The organism is Paraburkholderia graminis, assembly GCF_003330785.1.
In the GTDB taxonomy this organism is placed as follows: domain Bacteria; phylum Pseudomonadota; class Gammaproteobacteria; order Burkholderiales; family Burkholderiaceae; genus Paraburkholderia; species Paraburkholderia graminis.
Genome location: NZ_CP024935.1, coordinates 1,235,192 through 1,253,456 on the forward strand (window position 1 = coordinate 1,235,192; position 18,265 = coordinate 1,253,456).

Sequence of the window (18,265 nt, forward strand, 5' to 3'; positions counted from 1 at the left end):
TGACCATGAACACAATCCGTTCACGAGGAAGACGCAACTTTCTCAGCGCTGCCGCGACATCGGTTGCGGCTTGCGCCATCGCACCCACGCATGCGTTCGCCACAGAGGACACGCACAGCATGAAGACCACGAGCAACTATCTGCCGGTTCGCCCGGAATGGCTCGCGTCGGGCACCGAAGCCGCCATCGAGCCGGAGATGCCGATCATCGACGCGCATCATCACTTCTACGAGCGTCCCGGCTGGATTTATCTGCTCGACGACTATCTCGCCGATGCACGTTCGGGGCATAACATCACGGCGTCCGTCTTCATGCAGGGACTGACGCGCTATCGTCAGAGCGGCCCCGAAGAGCTGCGCCCGGTGGGAGAAACGGAGTATGTCGCGAACGCCGTTGCCGCGTTGCCCGCCGGTTCGCCGCAGGTCGCAAAGGGCATTGTGGGTTACGCGGATCTTCGTCGCGGCGCGGCCGTGCAAAGCGTGCTCGACGCGCATATCGAGGCGGGCAAAGGGCGCTTTCGAGGCGTTCGGCACCTCGTGACGTGGGACGCCGATGAAACGCTGGTCAATCCGCTGTCCGCGGTTCCGCGTGGTCTGCTGCTCGATTCGAGCTATCGCGAAGGCGTCGCGCAACTGGCCGCACGCGGTCTTTCATACGATGCGTGGCTGTTCTTTCCGCAACTCCCCGAGTTGTTCGATCTCGCGAAGACATACCCCGACATGCCGATCATCATCAATCATTGCGGCGGGGTCGTGCGCATTGCGAGCTACGCGGACAAGCGCAAAGAGGTTTTCGACAACTGGTCGCGCTCGATGCGTCAACTGGCGCAACTGCCGAACGTCTATGTGAAGGTCGGCGGCCTTGGAATGCGGATCAACGGCTTCGACTTCGAGAAGGGCGAGCGTCCGCCGTCGTCGGTAGAACTGGCCGACGCGTGGAAACCGTGGATGCATACCTGCATCGAGGCGTTCGGTGTGAACCGCTGCATGTTCGAAAGCAATTTCCCCGTCGACAAAGGCTCGTATCCGTATAGCAACGGCTGGAATGCGTTCAAGCGCCTCACTGCGCATGCAAGCGCCGGCGAACGCGCGGCACTGTTTCGCGGCACAGTCTCGCGCGTTTATCGGCTTGCTTGACGACGGTCTTTCGAACTCGTTCACTACCGACGCCGGGCGAGAAGCGCAGCCGCGCCACCCGGCGCATCGCGATGCCAAAGCTATTTATTGTCGCGACGCGCCTTGCGCCGCTCGGCGAACCGTTCGAAGGTCTGGACGACTTGCATGCAAACGGTAAGCACAAGAAAGATGCACAGCACGCGTACAACGGAGAACGCGTGCTTGATCCTCAGGGCCATCGGAATCGCTGTCAACGCCGTACTCCATAGAAAAAGCAAAGCGTACACGATCAAAACGACAGGACGACGGTCACAGCTTCGTTGTACAACGTTCACCGCCTGTTACGGCCATGCTTGCCAGGAGCAGGCGTTGCGCTGCGCGTCCCGGACCTTCCGACACAAGCATACGCTGCTCTCTTCGCCCCTGGCCGCCCGTTTGTAGAAGCGCTCCGGCGGTCTATCCGCTGTGAATGAACCATGCTTATATCCATTCCAGCCGCTTCACCGCGAATCAATGGGTTGGACCCAGAATAAAATCGAAAAATCCCCGCCAAGTAATAATATTATCTGAAAGTCACTCTTACCGCTCTTTGCAAAACGCCATTTGCAAAACTTACCGCGCGATGTGTCCTTCCGCACGGAGCGATAACTTTTAGACTTTTATCGTCACGCAGGGTTTTGCGCATTGCATTTTTCGGCATTTAAAAGATGCGGCGAGCCTGATTTTCCTTTTTGTTCCATCGCGGTTTGCGAAATCCGCGTTTGCAGAAGCAGTAAGCCTTCCTTGTTTGCTTGTTGATCGACAAGCATCAATCCGAAAAAAGCTAAGTCTCGCGTTGATTAGCAACTCGAATTGCGTGTTCGCGTTAACTGGTATTAATCCATTTTATTGCTTCGCGTATTGCGGCCTGAACGGTGTTCGCTACGGGCAAAAAAAGAACGCGGCGCCCTGAAATCGATTACCTGGGCGACGCTTCACGCATGACTTCCAGTTGCGCAGATTAATTTTCGCATTTTGCGTTTTAAAACGGACGCAGGCTCCAGGACACCCGGTTAATTGGCGCATATCTGGACGGCGAGCAGGGCGAATAAGTTGGCAAATCGTTAATTGGCGTGGGAGCCCCATGAGAATCGTTCACGTTACCGAGGCATTCGGAGGAGGCGTTCTGTCGATGCTCACGGAGCTCTGCAACCGCGCGGCGTCAGTCGGCGCGCATGTCACGGTGCTTTACTCGACACGACCTGAAACGCCCAGGAATTTCGTCGAACTGTTCCACCCCAAGGTCGACCTCGTGCACGTGTCCATGTGCAGGGACGTGCATGTTCGCAAGGATTGGTCGAGCGTGTGGGAACTGGCGAGACATATGCGGCGCGTCGACCCGACGGTGATTCATCTTCACTCGTCGAAGGCCGGCGTATTAGGGCGGGCGGCCGCCAAGATTGCGACGCAGAACGCGAAGGTTCTCTATTCGCCGCACGGTCTTGCATTCTTGCGTCGCGACGTTTCTCGCACGAAGCAGCTTGCGTATCTGATGTTCGAGCGTATGGCCGACCTGATGGGCGGAACGGTGGTCGCGTGTTCGCCGGGAGAGCTGCGCGAAATCGAAGAGAAGGTGCGAGTGAAGGACGCGGAACTGATAGAGAACGGCGTCGACATTAGCAGCATCCCATTGCGCCGAATTCGCGACGACGGAGATGTGGTCATCGGAATGAATGGCCGCGCGTCGTTCCAGAAACATCACGAGCTCTTTATCTCTCTTGCGAACACATTGCACGACTCGACCACGCGCTTTGTGTGGATCGGCGGCAATCGAGAAGAGGTGCCCGATGCGAGTCAGGCGTCGGCGCTTACATGCAGTGGCTGGCTAACTCGTTCGCGCGCTCTCGCGTTGATGTCCGAACTCGACATCTACGTGCAGACCTCGCGCTGGGAAGGCATGCCCGTGGCGCTCATCGAAGCGCAGGTCGCGGGCATCCCCGCGGTCGTGACGGACGTGGTCGGCAATCGCGACGTGGTCGTTCACGGCGTGACGGGATTCGTCGGGTCCGACGAAGAGATGCCGGGTTACGTGGAGCAGCTCCGCGGCAACCGGCAACTGAGAGAAAAGATGGGCGCGGCCGCAAGAGAACTCGCGGTCGCCAAATTTTCGATGGACATCATCTTTCACAGATGGCTGAGCACTTACGAGTCCACCACGGAAAAACGCAGCAAGGAAGTCATGGACACCCATTCGATCGGACCTTGCGATATCCAGCCTAACCCGGACAAGTCAGTGTAGTTCCGGCATTCGATCCGATCGACTAGTTGAGCGCACCAACGATTCAGAGAGACCCACTGTGTACAAAATTTTCTTGTTGCATCCGGGGCGGGCCAACTATCCCGAGCTTTTGGCATACCAGGACTACTACGCTGCACGCGGTGTCGATGTGGTCGCCGGAACGCTGACCGACTACAAGGCGTTGGAGAACAAGGCCGACTTTCTGGTGTGGGCGATCATGGGGTTCTATCCGAAGCAACTGGCGTCGGACTTCGTCATTCACGACTACAGGTCGCTCTCCGTGGGCGGCTCGGCGGGACTAAAAGACATCGCCAAGCGCTATCTGAACGCGCGGCCCAATTTGCGGATCTTCCAGAACACGCGGCAGCAGAACATCATGAAGTTCAATGACGACGTGCCGTCAGTGATACTTCCGATGGGCGTTCCGAAATGGATCTTCGAGGTGCCGCAACAAGCGCCCGATGCTGAAGATATCGCCGACTTCTGCTATATCGGCGACATGAGCTTCGAGCGGGGATTTCATCTCGTCATTGACGCGTTCCTTGAGAACTTCCGCGAAAGCGATGTTTCGCTATTGCTCGTAGGCAAACCCGAGCCGCGTCTTTACGAGCGATACGCCGGCAAGCGCGGGTTGGTGTTCGCGGGCCCGTTGCCGCAGCGCGAGGCGCTTGCACTTGTCGCGAAGTCGTCGATTGCGGTGTCGTACTTTCCGTACCACCGCCCGCATTGTTATCAGACGCCGACCAAGTTGCTCGAGTATGCGGCGCTCGGAAAGAAGATCTTGTGCAATGACTCGCCGTCGAACGTCGCGTGTTGCGAGGATTTGCGGATCAACAGCATCATCACCGGCTCCTCCATCTTCGCCGGCATGACGATCGCCACCATGAAAACGGCGAAGCCCAATGAAAGGGCGAACTTCACGCAGCTTGCGTGGGACAGCGTGATCGAGAAGTCGAACATCAATAGCTATATTTCGCAAAAAATAAACTTGAGCCAATAAGAGTAACGCCGTCAGAGACAGAGAGTTCGTCGATCACCTGGGTGCCGGGTGTGAGAAACGGAGGTAGGACAAAGTGAAACTGTTTATTTTGCATACGGGCAAGGCGAACTATCCCGAGGTCGCCGCATACACCGAGTACTTCCAGAAGAACGGCTATCTTGTCGACTCGGGGACGATGGCCGAATACAGAAAGATCTCCGACCCGCAGAACTATGTGCTCTGGTGCATCATGGGGTTCTATCCACGCAGACTGCCGTCGCGCTACGTGATTCACGACTATCGCTCGCTATCGGTGGGTAGCTACATTGCACTGAAAGACACGGCGAAGAAGCTACTGCAGCCGCGTCCGGATCTCCGGATTTTTCAGAACGAATCCATGCAGAAGGTCATGAACTTCGACGACAGTGTCGAAACCATCCTGTTGCCTATGGGCGTGCCTGACTGGATCTTCTCGTGCAGGGGAACCCGCAACGGGTCGCTGCCCGCAGGAACCTTTTGCTATATGGGTGAAATTACGCGGGAGCGAGGCGTCGATGAATTCCTCGCGGGTTTCGCCTCGGCGCGGCGCGGTTCTGAAACCTTGGTGCTTGTCGGCGCCGTGGAAAAGGAAATTGCCGACGCTTATCATGGCGCGCCCGGCCTGATATTCACGGGAAAACTGCCGCAGCGCGACGCGCTCGATGTCGTGAAGAACTGCGAGTACGCCATTTCCACGATTCCTTACTCGCGCCCGTACAACGTGCAGACGCCGACGAAGCTCCTCGAGTATGCCGCGTTAGGCAAAAGGATCATTTGCAACGATTCGCCGTCGAACCTCACGGCCGCTGCCGAATTCGGAATACTGTGCAAGGTAACGGGGCGCGACATCTTTGCAGGAATCGGTCACCTGTCGGATGAGACCGTGCCAGCGAACGACCCTTCCGGTCTCACTCACTTGCGGTGGAATAACGTGATCGCCTCGTCGGGAATAGACCGCTGCCTGAACGCGGCGCTGCGCGTTCATTGAGTGTCGTGCGATCGCGGTTATCCGCGCGCCGGCTGGCCGGAATGCGAGCGGGCGCTCCGGATCATAGCGGAGCGAGGCGCTTCCGACTCCCGCTCCGAACGCGATGAAAGCAGCAGATAGAGCATAAGCGGTGAGATCGGCGATAGGTGGCGGAGAAACGATCCATAGTCCGGTTCGAAGATCGCCTGAGTCGCAAGAAAGCTGACGATAAAACAGAAGCACAGCTTCCCGAAACGATCGGGCGCCGCCACCGCGCGTCTTCCCTGATACCGCGAGAACATCAACGCCAGCGTAAAAAACGTGCATATTCCGCCGATGGTCTGCGTCGCCACACCCGAGAGAATCAGCGGTAATGGCAGCAGGAATGTCCCGAGAATAAGCATGGCGTTCGTCACGTCCGAGACTATATTGCCACCCGGAATGACCTGTACGATAAGCGATCCCACCTCGTTCGGATATCTCGACTCGTTGACCATTTGGCGTGCGAAGTCCAGCGTTTCGCCGTATTGAATGCGGAAGTTGACGGCCACGCACGCGAACAGGACGACAGCAACGAACGCAAGAGACAGCGGCTTGCGCAGCACGGCGGGCCCGAAGTAGAGCAATAGCGCCGGCGCCAATGTAATCGCCCAGTAGGTACGAAAGAAAACGGCGATCAGCGCGACGCAAGCGGTGAATATGACAACGATGAACCGCGAGTCCTTGCACTGCAGAATCACGAGAACCGCCAGCGAGATGACGATCTCCTTCGACGGCATGCCGATGTAGACCGTTTGTGCAACGAGCCAGAAGCAGGCGAGCAGGAACTCCGTGCCGGTCAGGGACGTCACTCCCGAACGCCAGATCGCGAGCACCAGTCCGACGGTGGACGCGAAGAATCCGATCAGGGATATTCCCGCCGTACCCGCGCCGAGCCACCGCAAAGTCCACGCGAGGTTGTCGAAGGAGTCGCCGAACGCTTCGAAGCGGCTAACCGTCACCATGCGTTCGAGGATAACCTGCTCGTCGAGCAGGAACTTGGCCGGCAGCACCGTTTCATGCGCGACGGCAACGAAGCAAAGAAGCGCGAGCAGCAGCACCCAGATTGTCGCCGACACGCCGGGACTCGCGCTCGGCCCGATCAGCCCAGGTACTTTGACAATGCGCACGTTCATCCCCTTAGATTGCGACTGAATCCCGCGGCTTGATGCTCATGCCGCCTTTCGCCACGTTCACCGAATAGTAGATTCCGATGCATGCCACCAGCGTTCCCATAAAACTGAGAAGCAGCACAACGGACATGAAGTCGAGCCTGAAGAAGCTTTTGAAAGAGAAAATGACGAAAATGCTGGCGGCGCTCATCAGTTGAATCATCAGATCGAACTTCTGCTGCCTGAAGACGATAAAAACCTGTGCAAGCGAACCGAACACGGCCATTGTCAGGAAGTACGGCGAAAACAGCAGGTAGACTTCCATCGACTGCTGCCACAAATCTCCCATCTTGAAGTTGATGATGAGCGCGAGACCGAGATAGCCGGCGGCAATGAGCACCACGCTCAACGGCATCAAAACCAGCGAGAACGATGTCGCCGGATTTCTGCCGCTGCGCACGTCCGTTCCTCTTTCCACCAGATCGATCAGGTCCCGGCGAAATACAGCCCCGAGACTCTGCGACAGAAGCGACGCGGGGAAATAGCCGACGCGATAGGCGAGAGCAAACACGCCCGCGTCGTGCGGGGCGAAAGCGAGCGGCATCAGGATCGCGATTGAGTAGATCACGACCGAATTAAGCGACGTTGTCGGCAGCGAGAACTTGGCGTAATCCAATTGCAGCCGGGAGAACTTCAGGCACTCCGACGAAAGCATCGGTCGGGAAGCAAAAAGATAGCCGACCAATGGGACGACGGCCGAAGCAAAAAACACGAAGCTATATACCGCGAAGATATCCGGGCCGCTCCACGGGGGTCTCGCTGCCATCATCAGTGCAATAAATGCGACCGCGAATGCAACATTGGGAAATGCACGCTGTACGGCAATGCTCAGGTACTTGCGCTCGCTCGCCAGTGCGGAAGACAGTGCCTGCTGGAGAAATACGCCGGTCGCGAGCACCACGACGGTCAAGTACTTCTGCTGGCCAGTGACCACCGCGACGGCGGCGAGCAGCAGAGCGATTGCCGTCGCAACGCAGCTCGAACTCACCAGCGCCTGAACGGCGAGCTTCTTATCCGCTGCCATGCAGGCCACTTCGAGCCGCAAGCCCAGCACGGAACCGGCGAACAGGCCAATCGCATTCAACTGACTGAAGTAACCGAGCTCACTCGGCCCGCAGAACTTCCCAATCAATATGACCGCAATGAAGTTCGCGGCCTGGCTTAGGACAACGCCCGCGATACTAACCACCGAATGCTTTACATTGACGATCATCTTCTATTTGGAGTTCGGTTTGGGCAAAGCCGTCCTGGTCATGCCGCATCGGCCGTGAAGGCTTTTTGCGGCATACCGTTGGACGCCGGTCAACTATTGGATTTGGAATCGCTCGAGGCAGTCGCGTACTGATACGACAGATACCGGTTTCGCCCCGCATGCGAACCGAGGCTGTAGCGATAGGCCGCGGGATGAAAGGCGTTGAAGATCACGCCTTTGACTTCCACGTTCGCATGCCTGAGTTGCTTGACGGACTCGCGCACTTCGTCGACCGAAGTCGTGCCGAAGCGCGTGGCGAGGAACACGGTGCCGCAACGGTGCGCCACTACCGCCGCATCGGATACCGCGAGCACAGGCGGCGTATCGATCAACACCATGTCGTAACTGTCGCCTACCGATTCGAGAAGACGCGCCATTGCGTCGCCCATTAGAAGCTCGGCGGGGTCGGACGGCGTAGTACCGTTGGGAAGGAAGTCGAGTCCGGGCGCGACGTTACGCTGCAGAGCTTCGTCCAACGTGGCATTCGACGTCAAAACGTCCGCGAGCCCTGGTTGAGATTCCTTGCCGAAATAGTCGTTCAAATGACCTCTGCGCAAATCGGCGTCGATCAGCAGCACACGCTTGCCGGAGCCGGTCATCACGGCCGCGAGATTCGCGCACAGAAACGATTTGCCGATCTGTTCGCTCGGACCGGTGAGCAGCACGCGATTGTTGCCCGCTTCCAGCATTGAAAGCTGCAGCACAATACGCAAACTGCGCAGACTCTCGACCGATGGGTCTCCGGGAGAATGCGACGCCAGCAACAACAAACCCTCGCTGCGTTCTGGCGAATCATGCTCGAGCGTTGCTTGTGTGCGCGACACCGGCACAGTCGCATACACGGTCAGACCGGTTTCCTGCTCGATGTCCTGAGGGTTCGTCACGCCGCCGCGCAGTATGTGGCGCATGAAAGTTGCGGCTATCCCCAGAAAGAGGCCGAGTACCGCGGACGCTGCGATCAGCAGCGGCTTATTCGGCTTGATGGGCTCCTTCGGTACGAGCGAACGGTCAAGCAGGCGCACGGTGCCGACTTTGCCGGCGCGCACGAGCTTCAACTGCTGCATGTTGTTGAGCATGCCGACATAGAGATCGTTATTGACGCGCACATCGCGCATCAGGCGCAACGATTCCTGTTCGAGTTCGGGCAGTGAAGTCATTCGCTGCGAGACCGCGGCTTCTTTAGCGCTCAGGGAGGCAAGCTGTTGGTCGACGGCACGAACCGACGGATGCTCGCTCGTGAAAAGCGCAGTGAGTTCCGAACGCTTCTGCTTGAGTGCAAGCGCGCTCGCCTGCAATTCGACGCTTTCGCGCAGATACGTCTTGCCTTCCTCGCTGATGTCGAATGTGCCGCGCTTGATTCGCAATGCGTTGTAGTTGCGCTCGGATTCTTCAAGCTCGCTCTTCAGTTGCGGGAGTAGATCGCTGAGAAACGCGAGCGACTTTTCAGCCTCGGCAGCCTTGCGCGCGATATTTGCGGCGACGTACTCATCGCCGATATTGTTCAGGATCTTCGCGGTCAGTTGCCGGTCCGTGCCTGTCAATGACGCGCCGATGATGCCGCTCTGCTTGCCTTTTTCAACAATGAACAACTTGTCTTGCAGGTTTTCCAGCGTCTTCAGTCGCGCGTTGCGCACGAGCACGAATTCGGTGCCGGGATTCGCATTGAGTGTTTGCACGCGCAGCGTTATCTTGCCGGTGCTCTCATTAGAAACGATCGTCTCGCCGACGCGTCCGTAGATCGGCGCATCAAGCTGCTTCTGGTCGACCACATAGCGGTCTCCGCCAAGCGAGGTCAGCTTGAAGTCATCGCCTTCGAGATCCTCGGGGACATCGAACGTCCCGACATCGATCGATTCATTGCCCCACGCAAAGCCGCCGACGCCGAGCAGGCCGGGCTGAGACAGGCTCTTGTTCCAGCGCGCGATCCAATTGCCGATTAGCGGAAAGCGTTTCGGCTCGGCGCTTATGTAGAGTCTGAGATTGTCGACCGCATTTCCCACGACCATGCGCGAGCGCAGTACTTCAATCTGCGCGGTGGTTTCTGTTTTAACGTCGAACAGACTAGACACGTCGCCTAGCAGACTTTTGGTGTTGGTGGGGCTCTCCTGTTCAACCTGCAGGAGAATATCCGACTGATAAACGGGCGGTGCGAGAAAGCTGTACGCGACACCGATTGCCAGCACCATGCTCGTAATGGCGAGTACAAGCCACCGGTTCGCGAGGACGACGTCGACGTAACGCACCAGATTCACGTCATTCTGGCCGGAGCCGGCAGCCTGCGATTTTGGAGAAAACTCGTTCATAGGGAACCCATCATCGAAGAGGTTTAACCGACTGCCCGCACACACATTGATGCGCAGCCGCCGATGCCAGCGAAGTTCCGTTGCCGGATGCTATTGGTCTGCTTACCGCGCGTAAGCGCCGCGGCTCATTGCTTTCCGCTCGGGTCAAGGAGCGTCGTTCGAACCCGTGGAAATGCCGATCAGACGCCTCTTTCTTGCCTCGATAAAACATGGCGGCAAACAAGGCTCATACGTTGTCGGAATGCTGCGACTCGTCGCACTCGCTTCGTGCCTGAATGAAGCCGGGTCGCATGTAGAACGGTGTGAAGGCGGCGCACTGCGTGACGCGCACCGGTCAGCACTGCCAGAGTCTGCGATGCCATTTTCGACGCGTATGTTCGCGAGCGCACAAGTTCTATTGGATCACTTGCGCTGCGTTTTCTAGCGATCGTATTCGCAAAAAGCAAAGCCGTTACGCGAAAGTCGGCGCACACGGCGCGTTTGTGGTTAACCGTACGTTCGCACCTTATCGGCAACGGTATAAGGAAGCGCACAACACGTGCTGTACTTCGTGATCTCAAGAGGTGACATGAAGCCGAAGCAACTAATGCGCACGATCTTTACGCACGCCATTCTTGTAAGCGGCTTGCCCGCGCTCACACGCTTGCTGCTATGGCGAGACCGGGTTGCGGTGCTTCTTTATCACGATCCCGATCCTGCCACACTGGATTTACATCTTGCGTATTTGAAGCGGTATTGCGATTTTGTTCCGATGTCCGAAGTAAATAAACCGGGTAAGGGTCGCCGGCGCGCAGCACTGACATTCGACGATGGCCACGTCGGAAACGCGGCACTGTTGCCGGTTTTCATCAAGCATGGTGTTCGTCCGACTATTTACATTTGCAGCAGTATCGTTGCGCACGAGCGCACTCACTGGTGGCTGACACCCGGCGCGCAGCATGCGGGAGTCAAGCGTCTGATCAAGCTCCCCAATTCGCAAAGGCTCGAGGAGTTAGCGCGGCGCGGATTTCAACAGGACGTGCGCAGCGACGAAGCACCGGTCAGCGGACTAAGCAGAGAGCAGATCGAAGCCATGCTGCCGTACGTGGACTTTCAATCGCACACGCGCTTTCATCCGACGCTCACACGCCTCGACGACCAGGAATGTATCGACGAACTCGCGCAATCGAAGCGTGAGGTTGAGCAGTTGACCGGCTCACCTTGCGAACACTTTGCTTACCCGTATGGCCGATATGGATCGCGCGAGGTGGCGATGCTCAAGGCGACCGGATACAAGACCGGACGCACTACGGCAGTGGGCTGGAACGACGAAAGAAGCGATCCGTTTCGCCTGAGCGCATTCGATATCGAAGACGATTCCTCATTACCGTGGTTTGCCGCGCAAATGACGGGCGTGCCGCTCGCCTGGCGGCTTCTACCTTTGGGCACGGTCAAGTCGATACTGATCAGAACGCTGAACTTTGCTCGCCTTGGCAAGCCGCAGACGAATGCCGGTTAATTAAGCGGTAAGTCGCAGCGGCCAACAGTTGTACTCCAACTTGCTGGAAAAATTGTGAGTGAACAAAGGCGCAACTTCCTGACGAAGATAACTACGACCGCGGGCGCGGCAGTGGCGGGGTACTTTTCGGCCAATCCGGCAACTGCGTCGAATGCAGTCAATGTACGCGGGCCGAATGGTGAAGCAAGCGTGCTCGACTTCATGTCAGCCGAGGCACGCGCTGACGCACGCTCCGGCGCGCCGTCGCTCGATCATAGCGCCGCGATACAAGCGGCTTTCAGCAGCGGCGCCGCAGTAGTGGACGTGCCCGGCGGTTACGTGTTCAAGCTGACGAAGCCGCTCAAGATAGAGAAGACGATTCGGGTGATGGGCGGCGGCGAGTTGCGCTTTACCGCAGGCATCGCGAATGCGGCGGCGATCACGGTGACTGCTCCAGGCTGCGAATTTGACGGCGTCTATCTGACGAACCCGAACATGCTTCAGTCGAATAGCGGGGCGCGAAACGTCGGCATCATGTTTCGCGCAAGTCTGGGTTCCGTGACGCGCTCGACCATTCGCTATTTTCAGAATGGCATCCAGGTTGAATCGACTGGCGAGTACCACGACTTTATCATCGCGAATAACCGGGTTATCGACTGTATCGGCGCCGGCGGCGGGCCCACGCAAAAATCCACGTATGGCGAGGATCGCGGCGACGGTATCACGGTCTGGGGTTGCGCGGCGACGATCACCGGCAATCTCGTGACGGCCAAGGCCGGTCAGGACTGCCGCATCGGCATCCACATGGAAGGGCTGGCAGACTACCATGCCGACTCTTTCCCACTGCAGGACAACATGTGTACGGTGGTGGGCAACGTCGTGCGAGGTCCGTTTCGACGAAGCATCGTCACGGAAAACGTCAACAACTCGACCATCACAGGCAACACCTGCGAAGGCGCAAAGTGGTGGGGCATCGCTATCGTCCGATCGCTGGCGTGCTCGGTCACAGGCAACGCGGTGATATTCGACCGCGCCGCAACGGACGGCACCGGGTCCGCATGGGACCCGATTCACGCCGGCATTGCCGTGTATGGCGGAGCGGTGCAATGCGTGATATCGGGCAATACCATCGATCTCACGCGCGGTCACGCGAGAGCCGCAATCTGCTTGCTGGGCTCGGACGTGGATGACGCGGTCGCGGTGGAGCAGCGGGCGGCGACAAACGGCACGGCTCGCGCCACGCTTGCATCTGCAAATCCGGCCGTGCAACTTGGGCAGCTCATCACCGGGCCAGGCGTGCCGTCAGCGACGTTCGTTGTGAGTGTTGCGGGGACTGCGCTGCTCGCAAGCAATCCGATAGGCGCCGGCTCGCCGCTACTGACTTTCAAATGGCATGAGCGCGGGCAGGGCACCGCTGTCACCAATAACAGTGTGCTGTGTAATGCCGCGGATGGCGCGATCGGCATTTTCGCGCAGTATCAGGATTCGCCGTCGATTCTCGGCAATAACCTGCGCTACATGGGCGCGCATGGAATCCATTGTATGGACGTGTCCGATCCCGTGATCAACGGCAATACCGTACTCGGTCAGCAAAGCGCGAAGCACGGCATCTATCTCGAGGCGAGCGCGACGGGCGCCGTGGTAGTCGGCAATGTCGTCGAAGGTTTCAACGGGCCGGGCGGAAGCGGAATCGCAGCGGCAAATCGCATCGGCGGCGTTGTGTCGGCGAATCTCGTGCGCCGTTGCGAGACCGGCATGAATCTGTCTGGCTGCACCGACATGTCGGTTACCGGTAACAGTGCGATGAGCTGCGGCACGGGCTATTCGCAGGCTCGCGGTTCGGGAATGCTGCTCGCGAGCAATGCCAGCGCGGGTTAAAAAAACAGCATCGCGGCACGCGAATTAATAGAGATCGCCGCAGTGCTTTCGCTTGCGTCATCAAACACTGCGAAGTGTGGGGTACTAAACAAACCGAAGCCGCGATCTTCGCATACGATCGTTTGCCGTCGGCGTTAATCGCTACCTCCAATACGTGACCGGTTTTCCGCCCCCCGAAACCGAAGCAACGTAGCGATCGCCGACTTCCCCAAAGAGCTTTTGCGGAGGACGACACCTTGTTTGATCCGAAAGCTCTCATGCGCGCTAAAGCCGGCGAGTCCATCCCGCTTGAAAGATCGTCGCGTCGCGTCTTCCTGCGCGATATCGCATCGCTTGCTATCGCGGCGGCGCCTTTGCCGTCATATGCACAGCATGGAACCTCCGGTCTCGTCACGCCGCCTGTTCGTCTCGACGATACGCGGCTGGTCGATCAGGCCGGCACCGAGCGATTGCTCAACAGCTTGTTGCTAGGCGGCGTGACTGCGCTTCAAACCATCTATACCGGATGCAGTTCCGTATGTCCTTTGCAAGGAGCGCTGTTCAGCGCGGTCCAGGAGCGGTTGCCACAAATACGTGGGCGTTATCCGGTTCGATTGCTGTCGATAGGAATCGATCCGCTCTCCGACTCGCCATCCGCGTTGCATGCGTGGCTCAAGCGCTTTCAGGCAGGCCCTGCGTGGACTGCGGCAACACCGACATTGCGCGACATCGACGGCATGCGTATGGCCCTTGCAGGCAGCCGCCTGCCGCTCGGCAACATTGCGGATCACGCAACCCAGATCTACTGCTTCGATGCAAACGCGCGATTGCGCTGGCGCAGCGCGGATCTTCCGCGTGCAGATGAAATTTGCAATGCGCTGAGCGCATTGGGGCGCGCGTAGTACAACCTTCACTGGAGCAGAAACCGTGGCGCCAATTCCGTTTGTCAGATTCTTCCCGCGCTATGCAGGCAAGTGCATGAATGCATTTTTCGTCGCTGCACTGGCGTTGACGCTTGCCATGTTTGCCGGACGCGTAGAAGCGCAAACGGTAGGGTCGATAGCGCTCGGCGGCAATGTGTGCGCGGACGTCGACTCTGCATCGACCACTCCCGGCGCTTCGGTGATCTCCTGGGGCTGCTCGGGCGGCGCCAATCAGCAGTGGCGGCCTGTACCTATCGGGTCGCAATTCCATTTCGTTAATCAGAACAGCGGCCTGTGCATGGATGTGAACGCGGAGAGCAAGGCTGCGGGCGCCGCGATCATCCAGTGGTCGTGCAACGGTCAGACGAACCAGACCTTCACCGCGAAGCCGCAAGGCAACGGCTACGCGATAGTGGCTGCGCATAGCGGCTTGTGTCTGGCCGCGCAGAGTCTCACTGGATGGGGTCAGCAAATCCGCCAGCAGACATGCAATGGCAGCGCGCTGCAGACCTGGCAGTTGAGCGGTTTGAATGTGAAGACGTTGCCGTCCAAATGGTCGGGGCCTTTCGGCGTGCCGATGGTTCCCGCAGCAGCAGCCAATCTTCCCGATGGCAACGTGCTGGTGTGGTCCTCCGATATGCTGCTCGATTTCACCTCGGGTGAAATCACGCCGGGAAAGACCTACACCGCAGTCTTCAACCCAACCACAGGAACCAACAAGCAGGTACTGGTCAGCAATACCGGGCACGACATGTTCTGTCCGGGCATCGCGAATCTGCCTGACGGCCGCTTGCTGGTCAACGGCGGATCGAGCAGTTCGAAGACGAGTATCTACACGCCGTCGACGGGTCAATGGTCATCAAGCAACCTGATGAAAATCCCGCGCGGCTATCAGGGCACCGTCACGTTGAGCAACGGCAGCGTGTTCACGCTGGGCGGTTCGTGGAATGGCGGGGAGGGCGGCAAGAACGGCGAGACGTGGACATCGGGTTCGGGTTGGCAAATCAACGGCGCCATACTCGCCGACTACATATTGACCCAGGACGCGGCGGGCATATTCCGCGCCGACAACCACGCGTGGTTGTTCGCGGTGGCCAACGGACGCGTTTTCCACGCGGGGCCGAGCCAGGCCATGCACTGGTTCGACACCGCGGGTAACGGCAATGTGACCGATGCGGGCAAGCGCGCGAACGATACCGATGCGATGAACGGCAACGCGGTCATGTACGACATCGGCAAGATTCTCGCTGTCGGCGGGGCGCCGAGTTATGAGCAGTCGAATGCGACTTCGAATGCGACGCTCATCGATATCAGCACCGGTACCGCGACCGCGACCGCGTTGCCTCCGATGAGCTATACGCGGGCATTCAGCAGCAGCGTCGTGTTGCCGAACGGACAGGTCGTCGTGGTGGGCGGCCAGGCGTTCGCACAGCCTTTCTCGGACGACACCGCGGTGCTGACTCCCGAGTTGTGGGACCCGACGACGAAGGTCTTTTCGCAACTCGCGCCGCAGGCCGTGCCGCGGACTTATCACAGCGTTGCGCTCCTATTGCCGGACGGCCGGGTGCTCAGCGGCGGCGGCGGTTTGTGCGGTGGTTGTGCGACCAACCATACGGACATCGAAATACTCACACCGCCGTATCTGCTCAATGCGGATGGTTCGGCGGCCACGCGGCCGACGCTCAGCAACGTACCGGCCGACGCGCAACTCGGCACGTCCATCGCGGTGAAAGCCACTACTGGCGTGAAGGCGTTCGCGCTGATGCGTTTGTCGTCCAACACACATGCAGTGAACAACGAGCAGCGACGCGTGCCGTTGAGTTTCACGATCGGTACGGCCGGCGAATTCATCCTGAAGATTCCCGCCGATCCTGGTGTTGTGATTCCCGGCTACTACATGCTGTTCGCGATGAGCACGAACGGCGTGCCGAGCGTGTCACGCACGTTGCGCCTCCACTGATGACGACGTCGACAACCTCGCGCCTCGCGGCTCGCTGGACGGTCTGCCTGGCGCTACTTGGCGCTGCGCTTTTTGCGCATGCTGAAGAGCGCTGCAAACCGGACGATATCGGGTGCGCGATTTTCACCGGGCAACGTCCGGCAGCGGCGCATCTGCGCGACGACAATCAAGCGCTGCCGGAATGGACCACCCGATGCATCAATTGCCACACGCGGACGGAGCCGGCGCCCAGCTTTGCGCCGCCGCTGACACGCGGCTATCTGCTTGACGCAAAGAGCCGCCGAGGCGGGCCGCCGAGTCAGTATGACCCGGTGGCGTTCTGTCGAGCCATCGAGGACGGCATCGATCCAGCAAGCGTGCTGCTGCGCAAGTCGATGCCTCATTTCCAGTTGTCGCGTGCCGAGTGTGCGGCGCTTTGGCGGTTTGTTACTGGGCCTTGATGGTGAGGCGGTGAAGCGGCCGGTGTGGCATCGGGTGGGAAACGCGACATTTCAAATCAGCTGGCACATGCGATTTGTTGATAATTTATATTATGTCAACTTACGCACTGACGGAGCACACCGTGATAGTTGGATGCCAGTTTCCATTGGCCACCATACAACAGCGGCTTTAGCGGCGTTACCAAGCACAACGCCATAAACGCCAGAGACGCCAAAAGTTCGCCGAGAAACATGCGCCAAAATATTCCCCACCCCGTTTTTCTGTCGCCGATTTGTAGTGACAACTTTTCCTATTCCGCGAACACTTCCTGCAAGGTACGCAGGGTGTCCAACATTGTGTTATCGGCAATCGCGCCTTCCTTCTTTACCAGTCGTACCTTGTCTACCGCGCGAATCTGATCCAGCAAAATCAACCCCTGTTTCCGTTTGAACGTCACAGGTATGCGAAACGGCGCAGGGCGCCCTTTCGAAGTCATCGGTGCAACGATGACCGTTCGCAGATGGTCGTGCATCTCAGGCGGCGATACCACTACACAGGGCCGCGTTTTTTGAATCTCGCTACCTAGCGTCGGATCGAGCGCAACGAGCCAGACTTCGCCGCGCACTACCATGCAAGCTCCGCATCGTCGGCGTTGCCAAACTCACCCATCACCAGCGCGTCGTCACCGCTCTCAGCAAGCGCCTTGCTCGCCTCAGCCCAGCCTTCGCGAGCCTTATGGCGGGGGCGACGCAGCACGATCGCGTCGTTTTCGACTTCCATTTCCACTTCGTTCTCCAATCCCAACTGCGCAAGGACGGGCTTTGGAATCAGCACGCCCTGCGAATTACCCATCCTGCGAATCGTCGTTTTCATAAGCTCACCGTAAGTACAATGTTATGCCATCGAGCGGATCGCGTCAACACAATGTTATTACGTTGGCCGCTGCTTGTCACTCAGCCCTAAAGTCCTTCACCGCGGTCCCTCAACGTAGGTAGGGAACCGTTAGAGCGAACCTTCGCGGTCAGCTTTTTTTCGCCCGAGGGAAGAAGGAGCGACGCCGGCGCCCACCCCGGCTTGCCGACGCGCCGGAGGGCGGCACCTCGCCGGTCGCTGCGGCCTGACGCTGCTATATACCTTACAGATAACAGTATCCACTCGGCCCAGTGCCCTTGGACGCAGCCCGTCCGATGGGACCAGACGGCGAGCGGATCTCCGCACAGCCCGCACAGAAGAAATGAAAATGAGCTTGGACGAACTGAAACAACTGCGAATCGTCGTCGGCGAAATTGCCGATGCAGAGTTAGGAAAACAATTTGTCGCTTGTGTCGGCAAGGTAACTCGCGGCGGTATCAAATCCGACGACGGGCAACACTGGATGGACGCCACGCCCCTGCAAGCGGCAATGCGTTGCTACGAAGAGTCGGACGTGCTGAAGTAGGACGTCCGGAGCCGGTTGGTGACACGCGTGGGCACGATGGCCTGGA

Annotated in this window: 16 protein-coding genes; 10 read left to right on the forward strand and 6 right to left on the reverse strand. The window is 58.5% G+C overall.

Features of this window, described 5'->3' with window-relative positions; genetic code table 11:
* The first annotated feature begins 5 nt into the window (after positions 1-5).
* Complete coding sequence (locus CUJ91_RS23725) at positions 6-1,136, forward strand: amidohydrolase family protein (RefSeq protein ID WP_208716194.1); 1,131 nt, start codon at positions 6-8, stop codon at positions 1,134-1,136.
* Between the two features lie 644 nt (positions 1,137-1,780).
* Here CUJ91_RS23725 and CUJ91_RS34190 read toward each other — a convergent pair.
* A complete protein-coding gene (locus tag CUJ91_RS34190) occupies positions 1,781-1,924 on the reverse strand; it encodes a hypothetical protein (RefSeq protein WP_161966593.1) in 144 nt (47 codons plus the stop codon).
* A 314-nt stretch (positions 1,925-2,238) separates the two neighbouring features.
* Here CUJ91_RS34190 and CUJ91_RS23735 point away from each other — a divergent pair, with 314 nt between their 5' ends.
* The 3 genes from CUJ91_RS23735 (at position 2,239) to CUJ91_RS23745 (ending at position 5,399) form a co-directional block, all read left to right on the forward strand.
* Positions 2,239-3,393: a glycosyltransferase gene (locus CUJ91_RS23735; RefSeq protein ID WP_167450668.1), complete on the forward strand. Its 1,155-nt coding sequence runs from the start codon at positions 2,239-2,241 to the stop codon at positions 3,391-3,393.
* A 58-nt stretch (positions 3,394-3,451) separates the two neighbouring features.
* On the forward strand, positions 3,452-4,393 hold the full coding sequence (locus CUJ91_RS23740) for a glycosyltransferase (RefSeq protein WP_006047156.1): 942 nt from the start codon (positions 3,452-3,454) through the stop codon (positions 4,391-4,393).
* Positions 4,394-4,466: 73 nt separating this feature from the next.
* The gene (locus CUJ91_RS23745; protein ID WP_114157303.1) at positions 4,467-5,399 is read left to right on the forward strand and encodes a glycosyltransferase; all 933 of its coding nucleotides are present in this window, start codon (positions 4,467-4,469) and stop codon (positions 5,397-5,399) included.
* 17 nt (positions 5,400-5,416) lie between these two features.
* Here CUJ91_RS23745 and CUJ91_RS23750 read toward each other — a convergent pair whose 3' ends face one another.
* The 3 genes from CUJ91_RS23750 to CUJ91_RS23760 form a co-directional block, all read right to left on the reverse strand.
* Complete coding sequence (locus CUJ91_RS23750; protein ID WP_114158043.1) at positions 5,417-6,547, reverse strand: hypothetical protein; 1,131 nt, start codon at positions 6,545-6,547, stop codon at positions 5,417-5,419.
* Positions 6,548-6,557: 10 nt separating this feature from the next.
* Positions 6,558-7,499 (reverse strand): hypothetical protein, encoded by a 942-nt coding sequence (locus CUJ91_RS23755; protein ID WP_244231078.1) that lies wholly within the window; start codon positions 7,497-7,499, stop codon positions 6,558-6,560.
* A gap of 392 nt (positions 7,500-7,891) precedes the next feature.
* A complete protein-coding gene (locus CUJ91_RS23760) occupies positions 7,892-10,144 on the reverse strand; it encodes a polysaccharide biosynthesis tyrosine autokinase (protein WP_107709720.1) in 2,253 nt (750 codons plus the stop codon).
* Between the two features lie 586 nt (positions 10,145-10,730).
* Here CUJ91_RS23760 and CUJ91_RS23765 point away from each other — a divergent pair.
* The 5 genes from CUJ91_RS23765 to CUJ91_RS23785 all read left to right on the forward strand — a co-directional run bounded on the left by CUJ91_RS23765 (position 10,731) and on the right by CUJ91_RS23785 (position 16,801).
* Positions 10,731-11,642, forward strand: coding sequence for a polysaccharide deacetylase family protein (locus tag CUJ91_RS23765; protein ID WP_167450689.1), 912 nt, complete (start codon positions 10,731-10,733; stop codon positions 11,640-11,642).
* A 54-nt stretch (positions 11,643-11,696) separates the two neighbouring features.
* Positions 11,697-13,499, forward strand: a complete 1,803-nt coding sequence (locus CUJ91_RS23770) for a NosD domain-containing protein (RefSeq protein WP_114157305.1) — start codon at positions 11,697-11,699, stop codon at positions 13,497-13,499.
* Between the two features lie 257 nt (positions 13,500-13,756).
* Positions 13,757-14,380, forward strand: coding sequence for an SCO family protein (locus tag CUJ91_RS23775; RefSeq protein ID WP_044020130.1), 624 nt, complete (start codon positions 13,757-13,759; stop codon positions 14,378-14,380).
* A gap of 76 nt (positions 14,381-14,456) precedes the next feature.
* Positions 14,457-16,361, forward strand: coding sequence for an RICIN domain-containing protein (locus CUJ91_RS23780; protein WP_167450669.1), 1,905 nt, complete (start codon positions 14,457-14,459; stop codon positions 16,359-16,361).
* Positions 16,361-16,801, forward strand: a complete 441-nt coding sequence (locus CUJ91_RS23785) for a hypothetical protein (protein ID WP_029970698.1) — start codon at positions 16,361-16,363, stop codon at positions 16,799-16,801. Before CUJ91_RS23780 ends, CUJ91_RS23785 begins: the two co-directional genes overlap by 1 nt.
* Positions 16,802-17,091: 290 nt before the next feature.
* On the opposite strand, the gene CUJ91_RS23790 is transcribed toward CUJ91_RS23785, so the two are convergent.
* Both CUJ91_RS23790 and CUJ91_RS23795 read right to left on the reverse strand, forming a co-directional pair.
* A complete protein-coding gene (locus CUJ91_RS23790) occupies positions 17,092-17,412 on the reverse strand; it encodes a type II toxin-antitoxin system PemK/MazF family toxin (RefSeq protein ID WP_107709712.1) in 321 nt (106 codons plus the stop codon).
* Positions 17,406-17,654, reverse strand: a complete 249-nt coding sequence (locus CUJ91_RS23795; RefSeq protein ID WP_107709710.1) for an AbrB/MazE/SpoVT family DNA-binding domain-containing protein — start codon at positions 17,652-17,654, stop codon at positions 17,406-17,408. Before CUJ91_RS23795 ends, CUJ91_RS23790 begins: the two co-directional genes overlap by 7 nt.
* A 373-nt stretch (positions 17,655-18,027) precedes the next feature.
* Here CUJ91_RS23795 and CUJ91_RS23800 point away from each other — a divergent pair, with 373 nt between their 5' ends.
* A complete protein-coding gene (locus CUJ91_RS23800) occupies positions 18,028-18,219 on the forward strand; it encodes a hypothetical protein (protein WP_153067645.1) in 192 nt (63 codons plus the stop codon).
* The last annotated feature ends 46 nt before the right edge of the window (positions 18,220-18,265 follow it).